General features: G+C 74.2%; 9 protein-coding genes. All 9 read right to left on the bottom strand.

Annotated elements, in window-relative coordinates; genetic code table 11:
- Positions 1 to 132: 132 nt before the first annotated feature.
- On the bottom strand, positions 133 to 723 hold the full coding sequence (locus tag JQN84_RS22400) for a copper resistance CopC family protein (RefSeq protein WP_204960494.1): 591 nt from the start codon (positions 721 to 723) through the stop codon (positions 133 to 135).
- Positions 720 to 1,301, bottom strand: a complete 582-nt coding sequence (locus JQN84_RS22395; protein WP_204960493.1) for a hypothetical protein — start codon at positions 1,299 to 1,301, stop codon at positions 720 to 722. The genes JQN84_RS22400 and JQN84_RS22395 overlap by 4 nt, the downstream gene beginning before the upstream one ends.
- Positions 1,302 to 1,440: 139 nt before the next feature.
- A complete protein-coding gene (locus tag JQN84_RS22390) occupies positions 1,441 to 2,079 on the bottom strand; it encodes a MerR family transcriptional regulator (protein ID WP_204960492.1) in 639 nt (212 codons plus the stop codon).
- A 378-nt stretch (positions 2,080 to 2,457) separates the two neighbouring features.
- Positions 2,458 to 3,816 (bottom strand): cytochrome P450, encoded by a 1,359-nt coding sequence (locus JQN84_RS22385; protein WP_204960491.1) that lies wholly within the window; start codon positions 3,814 to 3,816, stop codon positions 2,458 to 2,460.
- On the bottom strand, positions 3,813 to 4,349 hold the full coding sequence (locus tag JQN84_RS22380; RefSeq protein ID WP_204960490.1) for a flavin reductase family protein: 537 nt from the start codon (positions 4,347 to 4,349) through the stop codon (positions 3,813 to 3,815). Before JQN84_RS22380 ends, JQN84_RS22385 begins: the two co-directional genes overlap by 4 nt.
- 16 nt (positions 4,350 to 4,365) lie before the next feature.
- Positions 4,366 to 4,809 carry an acyl-CoA thioesterase gene (locus tag JQN84_RS22375; RefSeq protein WP_091242950.1) on the bottom strand — a complete coding sequence of 148 codons (444 nt, stop codon included), beginning with the start codon at positions 4,807 to 4,809 and terminating at the stop codon, positions 4,366 to 4,368.
- A 2-nt stretch (positions 4,810 to 4,811) separates the two neighbouring features.
- Positions 4,812 to 10,571, bottom strand: coding sequence for a type I polyketide synthase (locus tag JQN84_RS22370; protein ID WP_204960489.1), 5,760 nt, complete (start codon positions 10,569 to 10,571; stop codon positions 4,812 to 4,814).
- Positions 10,572 to 10,712: 141 nt separating this feature from the next.
- Positions 10,713 to 11,684, bottom strand: a complete 972-nt coding sequence (locus JQN84_RS22365) for a DUF1702 family protein (protein WP_372446006.1) — start codon at positions 11,682 to 11,684, stop codon at positions 10,713 to 10,715.
- A gap of 136 nt (positions 11,685 to 11,820) precedes the next feature.
- Positions 11,821 to 12,876 (bottom strand): carboxymuconolactone decarboxylase family protein, encoded by a 1,056-nt coding sequence (locus tag JQN84_RS22360; protein WP_204960488.1) that lies wholly within the window; start codon positions 12,874 to 12,876, stop codon positions 11,821 to 11,823.
- Positions 12,877 to 12,933 lie beyond the last annotated feature (57 nt).

The raw sequence follows: 12,933 nt of genomic DNA, 5'->3' as shown, positions 1-12,933 counted from the left end.
CACGGACCACGGACCACGGGCCACGGGCCACGGGCCACGGGAAGGATGCCCTCCGGACGGGCCGGCCCCGCCCGGGGATCGGGCGGGGCCGGCGGCGGGACGGGTCCGTGCCCCGCAACGCGTCCGGACGGGTCAGTGCTCCGGCGGGTCCTCCGGATCGGAGGCGACCTTCGGCCGACGCAGCAGGATCACCGACAGGGCGACCAGCAGCCCCAGGTCCAGCACCAGCAGCAGACCGTCCAGGGGGTCGGTGCCGACATGCTGGTGTCCGGTGGCGGGCGCGACGTCCGCCGGCGGCAGCAACGGCGCGGCGCCGACGGCGAACACGCTACGCCCGGTGCTCTGCCGCCCGTCGGCGAGCCACACGTGGTAGGCGACCGTGTAGCTGCCCTGCGGCAGGGCGGGCACCGACACCACCAGCTCGGTCCCGTCGCGCCGGGACGCGCCGGTGGCCACCTGCGGGCCCTGCGCCGGGGTCAACGACACGTGTGCCTCGTCCGGGTCCGGAGGACCGGGCAGCCGCAGCCGTACCTCGGTCGGCCCGGTGGCCAGTCGGCTGCCGTCCGCCGGCACCACCACGGCGTCGACCGTCTCGGCCGGCCCGGGGGTGGACGGCGAACGCAGCCACAGCGCGGTGGCCACGGTCACCAGCACCACGGCGACGGCCGCCGTACGCGGCCCGAAGAAGCCACGACGGCGGCCGTCCTGTCCGGCGGTGGTCATGCCGGCGTGAGCGCCCTGACCGAACGGGGAGCGCAGGTGCAGGCCATCGTGGCCCGCTCGGCGGCGTTCGGTCGCAGGTGCAGGTACATCGCGACCACCATCGGCAGGAAGACGACCGTGTTGTAGAACAGGTGCAGCTCGACCCGGGGCACGACCAGTTGGAGAATGCTGGTCGGTGCCGGACGGTCGAACAGGAAGTTGCCCGTCTGCGCCTGGAGCAGCAGCAGCAGGTGCTCGATGTGGTGCCAGAACTGGATCACCAGGGCGACCGTCCACCAGGTGCGGGCCCGGCCGACGAAGCCGGGACGCAGCAGGGCCAGCCCGATCAGCATCACGATGGCGTACCCGTAGTGCAGCCACTCGGAGGTGACCAGCCACGGCACGGCCATCCCCAGCACCCCGCGCGACTGCGGGACCGGCCAGCCCAGCACCCAGATCTGGAACGCCTGGGCGAGGTGCTCGGCCCAGTGTGCCAGCACCACGAGCATGTACAGGTTCAGCGCCATCCGGTGATAGGGGCCGTTGAGCAGGCCGAGCGGGCCCGATCGGGGCTGGTGGGATACGGCTTGGTTCGACATGTCGGGTGGTCTCCCCCATCGGTCGACGGACACCGGCACCGCAGCGGGCCGGGGGACGGCAGCACGCCGTCCCTCCAGGCTGGAACCCGCAGCGGTGGTTGTCGTCTTCGAACGTGCCGGATCTGCCCCGGGCGGGTGCTCAGGCGCCGGCCGGCCGCTCCGCCGACGTGGCGCAGCAGCGCGCCAGGTGACTCTCCTGGGCCATCCGGCGCATCGCCTCGAAGGCCACCTCGGACAGCACGTTCCAGACCGCCATCGCGGTGGCGGAGTGCGCCGACTCGTGCTGGAACTCGTGCGTCACGATCCGCTGCGCGCTCTCGGCGTGCTCGCTGAACACGTCGATGTCGCAGTCGGCGTCCAACCGCTGCAACGCGGTCAGCACGTGGGCCAGGGTGTCGCGGCCCGGCGAGGCGACGTCGACCTCCCAGCCGAGCCGGTCGATGAACGCATCGACCTGGACCCGGGCCGGGCCGACGTCGGGCGCGTCGTCCTCCTCGGGCTGGTCGGGAAAGAGCGCCCAGATGGTGGCCCGGCACTGCGCGCCCAACGCCAGTCCCTTGTCGTCGAGGGCGGCCAGCACCCGGCGTACCGAGGACAGGCTCAGTCGCCCGATGCCGGCCAGCACCCGGATCAGCTGGAGCCGGGCGAGGTGCTCCTCGCCGTACTCCGCCTGGTTACGTGCGGTGGGCCGACCCGGTGGCAGCAGGCGCTCCCGGATGTAGAACTTGATCGTCGGAAGTGGAACACCACTGATCCTGGCCAGATCTGAGATGCGCATCCGTCCCCCCAGGGTCCCGGTGGCCACCGCCGGACGCCGTCTGCGGCGGGGCTCCGCCGCCCGGCTGCGGTCGGCCCGAACGTAACGGCGGTGGCACCGCCGTGGACAGCGGACGCCGGGCAGCACGGCGGGTGAAGGCCGTCGGCGCATCCGCGATGACGGCTGCGGAACCACCCGTCGGCACGACGGCGGCTCCATGGGCAGGGCGGGCACCTCGGGCCGTACCGGCCGGGGTGGTCGCCGCGCATCCGGGACTCATCGCACCTCCCCCAGCACGATGAGCAACCTGAGAGTTGCTCAGCGCAATAGTAACCAGTGCGGCCTGCTCGCAGGTTATTCGATGTTGCTGAACCCCGCTTCGTGCCTGGGGTCCGGGGGTCACGTCAGGGCCCGTACCGTCATCGGCAGGCCGCCGCGGATCCGCAGCGACAGCATGGGCTCGGGCACCACCCGGTGCCCGGCCGGGGTGTGCAGCCGCAGCCGGCGGCTCACCATCGCCACCACGAAGACCGCCTCCATCAACCCGAGGTGGTTGCCGACGCAGAACCGCGGCCCCGCGCCGAACGGCACGTACGCGTAGCGCGGCCGGTCGGCCGACGCCGACGGCGAGAACCGCTCCGGGTCGAACCGGTCCGGGTCGTCCCAGTAGGCCCGGTGCCGGTGCAGGGTGTACGGGCAGATCAGCACGTCGGTGCCGGCGGGCACCGCGTAGCCGCCGACCTCGTCGGCCTCCTGCGCCCGGCGGGACAGCATCCACACCGGAGGGTAGAGGCGCATCGCCTCACTGAGCACCATCGAGGTGTACGTCAACCGGGGCAGATCCTCGTAGGTCGGCGACCGGTCACCCAGCACCTCCAGCGCCTCGGCCCGCACCCGGTCCCAGACCTGCGGGTGCCGGTCGAGCAGGTGGAAGGTCCAGCCGAGGGTGCTGGCGGTGGTCTCGTGCCCGGCCAGCAGCAGGGTGGTCAGCTCGTCGCGCAGCCGCCGCCGGCCCACCGCCGGGTCGGTCTCCCGCCGGGTCGAGGCCAGCAACCGCGACAACGCGTCGTCCTGGTCCTCGTGGCCCGGCCGGGACCGCCGCCGCACGGCCAACTCGTCGACGATCCCCGCCAGTTCCCGACGGGCCCGCCGGAACCGCATCTGCTGCGGCAGCGGCACCCACATCGGCACCAGGTTCATCGACGCCATCTCGAACATCGCCTGGTCCTGCATGGACTCGAAGGCCGCCCCGAGGGACCGGAAGCCGCTCAGGTCGGCGTCGAGCAGGGTCCGCCCGAGCACCCCCAGGGTGAGCCCGGTCATCTCCCGCAGGATGTCGACCGGCTCGCCGCCGTCGTACGTCTCCAGCCGGTCGACCAGCCGCGCGGCCTCCTCGGCGACGATCCCGGCCTGCTGGGCGATGCGGCGGGCCTGGAACACCGGCTGGATCACCCGGCGCTGCTCCCGCCACAGCTCACCCTCGCTGGTCAGCAGCCCGTCGCCGAGCGCCCGGCGGGCGTGCATCAGCCCGATGCCCTTGTGGTAGTTCTGGCTGTTGTCGGCCAGCACGTGCTTGGCGTGGTCGGGGTGGTTGAAGAAGTGCAGCCCCCGCCCCGGGCCGAGGCGCACCGCGTCGCCGTAGGTCTCGGCGGCGGAGCGCATCAGCCCGAGCCGGTCCCGGCCGAGCTTCCACAGGGTGCCCAGCATCGCCACCCCGGTCGGCCCCCGGGGGACGACCCGGGGCGCGACGGTGGTCATCGGACCACTCCGCTGGGCATCGGGGTGATCTGCCGGAACCGACCGTGCAGGAACAGCACCGCGTCCTCCTCGTGACGTTTCTCGGCCGACAGCAGCCGGCCGACGAAGATGGTGTGGTCGCCGCCCTCGTAGTCGCGCCACAGGGCGCACTCGAAGGAGGCCAGCGCCCCGGTGATCAGCGGCGCTCCGGTCAACCGGCCGGGCTGCCAGTCGACGACGTCGAACTGGGCGGCACCGAGCGGCCGGCGGCGGTCGGCGAAGTGCCGCGCCACGTGCTCCTGGTCGGCGGCGAGCACCGACACGGCGAAGCTGCCGGCGGCCACCAGGTGCCGGTGCATGACCGCCTCCCGGTCCACGCAGACCAGCAGCAGCGGCGGGTCCAGCGACACCGAGGTGAAGGCGTTCGCGGTCATCCCGTGCGGGGATCGACCCCCGACGGTGACCACGGTGACGCCGGTGGCGAAGGCGGCGAAGGCCCGCCGCAGCGCCGCCGGGTCGACCGCCGGCTCGTCGTCGCCAAGGGGCTTGTCCATGGTGGTCTCCTCGCCGTCACTGGGCCCGGACGGTGGCCGTGTAGGGCGCCAACGCCCGGGTCAGCGCCTCCGGCACCCGGGTCGGCGCGGTCCGGTTGTTGGGCCCGCGCATACAGGCCACCCGCTGCCGCCCCCGGGCGACCAGCGTCTCGCCGCCGCCCGGGTCGAGGCGTACGTAGTCGAAGCTGAACTCCAGCTGGGTCTGCACCAGGTCGACCAGGCGCATCCGGATCGACAACTCGTCGAAGGCGGTGATCTCGGCGAAGAACTCGCAGTCGACCTTCAGGGTGAACAGCTTCAGGTCGTCCTGGAGGTCGGCCAGCACGTCCGGGGCGTGCTGCTTGAGGAACATCTCCCGGCACCGTCCCTGCCAGCGCAGGTAGTTGACGTAGTAGACGTTGCCGACGATGTTGGTCTCCTCGAAACCCACCGTGTGCGGGTACTCGAAGTACTTGTCCATGCTCAACTCCACCCGTCGGTGAGCACGGTGAACACCACCGGTTGCGGGATGTCCACCAGGCTCGTGGCGAACGTGGCGACGCGCAGCGGACCCGAGGCCAGGACCACCCAGCCGTCGGGACCGCCGGGCGTCAGGGTCAGCGGCGAGTCCGCCGGCAGGCCCACCTTGCGCAGGCACTCCACCGCGCCCCACACCCGGGTCGCCGCGGTGTGCGCGCTCTCGTCCCGGTCCCCGGCGATCAGCGCGGCCAGTCCGGCGTGGACGCCCAGCAGGCCCGCCCAGTCCGCCGTCGACCGCTCGGCCACCGGCTCGACGTCGCAGCCGACCGTCCCGGTGGCCGCGACGGCCAGGGTCACCCCCGCGCCGTGCGCCGCCGAGACGGCCCGGTCGCCGTCGACCTCCGGCCGGCCGTCCGGGCGGTACCGCACCTCGTGGGGGGCGCCGAGGGCCCGGCCGACGGCGACGGCGGTCCGCTCCCGGCGCGGGGTCTCCCCCGGCCCGTCGGGTTCCACGGTGACCGCGACCCGGGCGCCGAGCACGTCGCCGAGCCCCCGCTCCAGGTGCGAGCCGAGCAGCACCGGCAGCCACGGCCCGCGGCCCCCCCGGTGCCGGACCGCCTGCAACCGCAGGCCCTCCCAGCGTTCGACGACCGCCCCGGACTCGTCGCGGACCGCGATGTCGTAGACGTAGGTGTCGCCGTCGCGGCTGCGTTCGGTGGCGCAGCAGCGCACCGTGCCGGTGCCGGACATCCGCGCCCCGGCCGGCCAGATCCGCTCCACGCCCACCGGCAGCAGGGTGGCGTCGGGTACGCAGACCTGGTTGCCGTGCATGAATGCGTCCCGGGTGCCCGGGTCGCCGAGCAGCAGGTCGGCGGGGAGGAAGCCGGCGAACCAGGCGTCGCCGCCACCGACGGCCACCTCGGCGTCGACGTCGCGGGCGGCGGCCCGGTGGAACCGGCGCAGCCGCTGGAACCGGCCGCCCTGGAACAGCCACTCGCCGTACAGGTCCCGCTCGGGTGCCAGCGGCACCTGCGGCAGACCCGGGTCGGTGCGTCCGGGCGGGCCGTCGGGGACGACGGTGTCGGTGAACCGCAGCCGGGCCCGGAAGTGGTCGGTGGCGTACCCGGTCTCGGCGCTGCGGATCGCCACCTGGACGACGGCGTCGTCGGTGACGGTGGCCGCCACCCGGATGACGGTGCTGCCGTCGGGCGGCACCACGATCGGCCGGGGGAACTCCACCTGCTCGACCACCGGCACCGTGGAGCGGCCGGTGACCGCGACCGCGACCTGCGTCATCGCCTCCATCCCGAACACCGCCGGGAAGAGCAGGTTCCCGTCGAGCAGGTGGTCGGCGAGGTACCGGTCGGCGCCGGCGGTCAGCTCGACCTCGCAGACCAGTTCCACCCCCGGGTAGTACGCCAGCGGCTTGTCCACGAAGCGCAGCAGCGGCAGCGGCGGCCGGTCGTAGCGCAGGGTGTCCATCCCCTCGGCCCGGCCGCTGACCACCACCACGGGCGGCACGTCCGGGTCGTCGAGCAGCCGCAGCAGCACCTCGACGCCCTGGTCGGGGCTGATCGGGACGACCCCCTCGCGGCTCAGTGACTCCACCACCGACAGTCGTTCGCCCATCCCCACCCCGGACCAGACCGACCACTCCAGGCACAGCGCCCGGCAGTTCGGGAACCGGCGGCCGGTCTCCTCGGTGAGCCCGGCCAGCCAGTCGTTGGCGGTGGCGTAGTGCGCCTCGCCGCGCAGGCCGGCCCGGCCGATGATGCTGCCGAAGGTGACCAGCAGACGCAGCTGCCCCGGGTCGACCGCGGCGAGCACCGCGCGCAGGCCGTCCAGCTTCGGGGCGAAGGTCCGCCGCAGCGCCGCCGCGTCCAGGGCGGTCAGCGCGGCCGGCTCGTTGCGGCCCGCGCCGTGCAGCACCGCGGTCACCGGGCCCAGCGCCGCCCGCACCCCGGCGACCGCGTCGGCGACCTGGGCGGCGTCGGTGACGTCGGCGCGGGCGTAGTGCACGCGTACCCCGTGGGCGGTCATCCGGCGCAGGTTGTCCGCCAGTTCGGTGTCCTGCGCCGGGTCGGAACGCCCGAGCAGCCCCAACGCGGCACCGGTCCGCTGCGCCACGGCCAGGGCGCACTCGGCGGTGATGCCCTTGCCACCCCCGGTGACCAGCAGCACGTCGGTGTCGTCCAGGGGCGGGTGGGGCTGTGCCGCGCGTACCGGCAGCGCCCGCAGCACCGGCAGTCGCCGGGCCCCGGCGTCGTCGTAGTGGCTCTCCTGGTATCCGGTGGTCGCGCCGACCTCGGCGACGACCCGGTCGACGGCCTCCGGCCCGGCCGGGGTGTCCACCACGGTCACCCGCAGCTGCGGGGCCTCCAGGCGCAGGGTCTTGGCCACCCCGGTCGCGCCCCGCCCCCGCTGGACCAGCACGAAGCGGGTGCCGGCCGGCCCGGCCAGGGCCTCCTTCGCGCCGGCCAGGGCCAGTTCGAGGTGCTCCTCGGCGCACTCGGCCGGCAGGCACACCAGCACGCCGGAGTCGACGGCGGCCCGTTCCAGGGCGTGCCGCAGCGGCGCGGCCAACGGGTGCCCGTCGGGGGCGAAGACCTGCCACCGGCCGGGGACGCCACCGCCGGTCGGAACCGGCGGCCCGGCCGGCTCACCGTCGACGGCGAAGGCGCGGGTCCAGGCCGCCGCGCCGGTGACGGCGGGCGTCCGGTCGTGGTCACCGGCCTGGCCGGTCGCGGACAGCTCGTCGAGCGCCACCGCGAGTTCCGCGACGGTGGCGGTGGCGAAGTTCGTCGGGGCCTGCGCCGGTGGCACGTTCACCAGCCGGGACGCCTCGTTGATGATCTGCCCGACGGTGATCGAGCTGAGGTGCAGGTCGTCGAGGAGCCGGCTCTCGCCGTGCACCATGGTCAGCGGCAGTTCGGCCCGCTCGGCGGCCAGCCGGCGCAGCATCTGCACCGTGGACTCGCCGTCGACCGGCCCGTCGGCGTCGGTCGGGGCGGGGCGTTCCGCCCGGGTCGCCTCCGGCAGGTCCACCAGCGGGGCCTGCTCGCAGGGGCTGGCGAAGAAGTGCTGCTCGGCCCCGAGGTGCAGCGGTCGGCGCAGCCGGTCGTCGAACAGCGCCGGATAGTCGTGCGCGGCACCCACCACGAACGCGGCGGCGGCCACCCGCAGCAGCCCGCGCAGCGACTCGTCGTCGGTGTCCAGGGCCACCGCCGGCACGTCGGTGATCGCCCCGGCCAGGCCACTGAGGATGCGACCCGGACCGACCTCCACGAAGAGGTCGATGTCCTTGGCGGCCAGCGCCACCGCCTGGGCGAACAGCACCGGGTCGGTGATCTGGCGGTGCAGCAGCGCCCGCAGGTCCGTCTCGGCGGGCAGGGTCTCGCCGGTCACCGTGGAGACCACCCGCCGGCGGACCGGGCCGAAGGACTCCCGGGCCAGGTGCCCGGCGAACGCGTCCGCCGCCGGCGCCACCAGCGGCGAGTGGAAGGCGTGCGAGACCCGCAGCAGGGACGCGCCGAGGCCCGCCCCGGCAGCCAGGTCGAGCGCCGCCCGGACCGCCTCCTCGGTGCCGGCCACCACCGTCTGTTCCGGGCCGTTGTAGCCGGCGATCACCACGGGTACGCCGGCCACCAGCGCGGAGACCCGTTCCGGTCCGGCGTTGACGCTGGCCATCACCCCGGAGGAGCTGTGCTCGGTCATCGTCGCGCCTCGCGCCCGGGTCACCCGCAGCAGCGTCTCGTCGTCGATCGCGCCGGCCCAGTGCAGGGCGGACAGCTCACCGAGGCTGTGCCCGACCGCGACGGTCGCGTCCAACCCCAGCAGATCCAGGGCGGCCAGGCCGGCCCGGGAGCCGGTGACGATGCGCGGCTGGGCCAGCGCGGTGGCCACCATGTCCCCGGCCACGGGCAGGTCGGCCCGGCGGAACACCTGGTCCACCTCGGCGAGCCGGCGACGCAGCGCCCCGCCGCTGGTGCCCCGGCCGGCACCCTGGCCGGGGAAGAGGTAGCCGATCCGGCCGACGCCGCCGACGTGACCGAGGAAGCTGCGCCCGTCGCCGTCGACCAGCCGGGTCTCACCGGAGTCGATCAGCTCGCACAGCCGCCGCAGCCGCTGCTGCGCGTCGGTCGGCGAGGACACCACCACCGCCGCCCGGTACGGCCGGTCGGCGAGCTGGTCGTGCAGGGTGGCCGCCACGTCGGCGAGCTGCCCCTGGGCCAGGGTCGGCACGTAGTCGAGCAGTTCCTGGAGCCGCTGGCGCACCTCGTCGCGGGACGCACCGTCGACCAGGAACAGCTCAGCGTCCTGCACGGAGGTGGCGAGCCGGGCGGTCCGGGTGTCGAAGGCGACCCGGCGGGCGGTGCCGGCCTGGTCCAGCACCACGTGGGTGTTGATGCCGCCGAACCCCATCGCGGTGATGCCGGCGCGTACCGGCTGGCCGTCCGGCCACGGTTCGGCCGTCCGCAGCACCCGCAGCGTCGCGTCGTCGCGGGTGAGCAGTTCGTGCGGGTCGACACAGCCGAGCGCGGGCGGCAGCACCTGGTGGTGCACGGCCAGCGCCGCCTTGATCAGGCCGGCCACCCCGGCCGCTGCCTTGGTGTGCCCGATCATGCCCTTGATGGAGCTGATCACGGCGGGCGGTGCGGTCGGGTCGGCCTCCCGGCGGGCCTGCGACAGGGCGGTCAGCTCGGTGGCGTCCCCGACCGCCGTGCCGGTGCCGTGCCCCTCGAACAGCGGCACCGACTCGATGCCGAACCCGGCCCGCTCGTACGCCCGGCGCAGGGCGAGCTGGTAGCCGTTGACCTCGGGACGGGTGATGCCGCCCTTGCCGTCGGAGGAGATGCCCCAGCCGGCGATGGTGGCGTAGCTGCGGTGGCCGGCGGCGAGCGCGTCGGCCTCCCGCATCAGCACCACCATCCCGCACCCCTCCCCCGGCCAGAAGCCGTTGGAGTGCCTGTCGTAGACCCGCATCTCGTCGCGGGCCAACGCGCCGGTCTTGGCGAAGCCGACGATCTCGAACGGGTCGATCGACAGGTCCACCCCGCCGGCCACCGCGACGTCGAGGTCGTTGTCGAGCAGGGCCCGGCAGGCGGTGGCGACCGACAGCAACGACGACGAGCAGGCGCCGTCGACGGTGTACCCGCCGCCGTTGAGGTCGAAGTAGTTGCAGATCCGCCCGGCGATGGTGTTGGACAGGCCGCCGGCGAGGGTGTCCTCGTCGATCTCCGGGAAGGGCGCCTTGTAGCGGTCCTCCAGCTCGTCGAGGAAGGTCGCCAACCGGTCGTCCTCCCAGCCCTGCTGGTGCAGCGCGGTGGCGACCGTACGACGGACGAACGGCCAGCGCAGCCGCAGCACGTTGGCGCGGGCGAACTCCCCGGTGAGGGTGTTGCCCACGACCACACCGGTGCGGTCACGCGGCAGCCCCTCCCCCGCCGGGAAGCCGGCGTCGCCCAACGCCTTGGCGGCCATGTCCAGGGCGAGCCAGTGGGTCAGGTCGGTGGAGCGGTACGTGCTGCCGGCGATCTTGTAGGCGAGCCGGTCGAACTCGTACCCCTCGATGACGGCGGCGGTGCGGGCGTAGAACCGGTCCGGGGCGCTCGGGTCCGCGTCCCAGTAGTCCGCCAACCGCATGCGGACGTCGGGCAGCGCGCGGAAGGCCCGGCGACCGGCGAGGGCGTTCTCCCACAGTTCTCGGGGCGAGGTGGCGTCCGGGTATCGGCACGCCATGCCAACGATGGCGATCCTGGTCATGCGGGCACGATCTCCTTACCGTTCGGGTCGCCACGGGCGTGGCGAGGCGCCTGCCGAGGCGTGGGCAGGTGTGGGGAGGGAGGCTGCGCCGGGACCACCCGGCGATCGGCGGGACGGGAGGGATGGGGACAGGACGTCCCGTCAGCGCCTTCCGCGTATCCGCAGTTCGTCGGCGATGGCCCGACGCCAGATCTCGTAGCCGGGCTCCAACGGGCTGTCGCCGGTCGGCCGCTGCTCGTCGCAGATCCGGTTCGCTTCCACCGGGGTGGCACCGGCCAGCACCGAGGTGGCCAGGCCGGTGTGCGGGGTCTCCAGGCCGGCGGTGAGCCGGGCGGTCGCGGCGAACGCGCTGCCCTGGGCGACCTCGGCGCGGTGCTTGCCGGCCCGGTCGAGGAAGAGGCGCAGTTCGTCGGCGTCGGCGCCCCCGGCGTACGTGGCCGCGAGGCCAGCGCCGCCGTACAGGTCGCTGCGACGCTCGGCCGGGAACCGGTCGATCAGGTCGGCGACCACCCCGGCGTCGGTGCCGCCGACGAACCACATCGCCCGGCCGATGCCCTGGTCGATGGCGCGGCGGGCGTACCAGCGGGGGCCGTCGGCCGGCCACGGGAAGTCCTGCTCCTGGTACTGCTCGTGCACGTACCGGCGGGTGTGGAAGTACGCCTGGTGGAAACCGTAGCCGTCGAGCACCAGCCAGCGCAGCAACGGGTCCGGGGCGTACAGCTTCGACCAGCGGAACCGGGGCAACCGGGCCATCGCCCAGCCGACCCCCACGTAGGCCATGTAGACGTGGTCGGCACCCCGGCCGGCCAGGAACGTCTGCACCCGGTCCGACCGGCCGCCGGGCAGGGCGTCCAGCACGGCGAGGGCCATCGCGGCCCCCTCGTAGGCGAAGCCCCGGAACTGCGGACGCACCGTCTCCAGCGCCGGCTCCGCGTCGGCGGGGGTCCGCGCCTCGGCGGCCGCGGCGTACCCGGTCAGAAATGACTCGCCGACGGTTTCCAACAGTTCAACGGCCGCCGGATTCTTTCGGTGGAAACCGCGAACGTCGACTTTGGTCTCCGACGACGATGGCGTGATAATGCGTCGCCGCAGTCTCAGGAATGGATTCGACACCGGGCGTCCCCCTATCTTCTCGCACGTCAGGAGGGATGCCTCCCGAAGTTATGTTTTCAGCGGCGAAACAGATCGTCTACTTCTAAGGTGCGCCACCGGCGCATTACCCACCGGGCCCGGTAATTGACCGGCTGGTTCACCGGGCAGCCGGGCGCAGGCAGCGCCGGCCGACCTCCCGGGCCGCCACGTACGCCGCCCAGGCGACCGCCTGCACCAGCGCACGGTCGGTCGGCGCGGTGCCCCGGAACGCGCCGACCACCTCGTCGTCGACCCGGTAGGAGGCGAACGCGGTCAGCAACGCCAGCCGGCCCGCCGCCCGGTCCGGCCCGGGCAGCCCGGCGCAGGCGTCGTCGTACCAGTCCCGGCCGGGGCCCGGTGACGACCCGTCCCACCGGTCGAGCCGCTCGCGCAGCAGGGCCCGGACCGCCGCCGGCACCGCCTCCTCGCCGGCCCGGTCGAACGCCCGGTAGGCGCGGGCCACCGCACCGGCGATCACCGGGTCGGCGGCGGCCCATCCGGCGTCGTCCGGCAGCGTCGCCGCCGGCAGCAGCGCCAGTGACCGTCCCGGCCGGGGCGCGCCCCGCAGGGTGGGCCGCAGCAGCCGGCCGACGGCCCGCTTGAACCGGCGTCGGGCCGCACCGGTCAGCCCGGCCGGCAGCAGGTGGTCGGGCAGGAACACGTTGACCACCCGGGCCAGGTAGTGGAAGGCGACCACCACGCCGACCAGCTCCGGGGCGTGCGCCGCCGGGAACGGGGGCGCGGTGGCGGTGGCGTGGGCGTGCCGGGCCCAGCCGGCCACCGCCCGGACCGCCGGGTCCCGCAGGTCCACGATCCGGTCGTCGGCGACGGCCTCCGCGTCGTCCTCGGTGGCCAGGTCGTACAGGCTGATGCTGTGCATGTCCACGCAGTACGGGCAGGTGTTCGCCACCGAGACCCCGGCGGCCACCGCCTCCTTGGTGCGGCGGTCCACCGTCCGTCCCGCCACGAGCGGCTCCCGCATCAACATCCAGTACGCGGCGAGCACCGGTGGCGCCGGGGAGTGCAGCAGCACGGGCGGCACCACCAGTTTCTGTTCCCGCTCCGCCTGGGCGTAGACGTCGGCCACCAGTCCCCGGGCGGTCCCGGCCGGCACCGGCGTGACGTACCTGACCTGCCGGCGTACCACAGAGGACGCGACCCGTGCGGCGACCATGAGTTCTCCCCCTGGCGGGCCCGCGTACCTGCCGGGGTTCGCCGGACGTCGACGGCC

Source organism: Micromonospora humidisoli (assembly GCF_016900955.1).
Lineage (GTDB): Bacteria > Actinomycetota > Actinomycetes > Mycobacteriales > Micromonosporaceae > Micromonospora > Micromonospora wenchangensis.
This window is presented reverse-complemented; position numbering and strand designations above follow the sequence as displayed.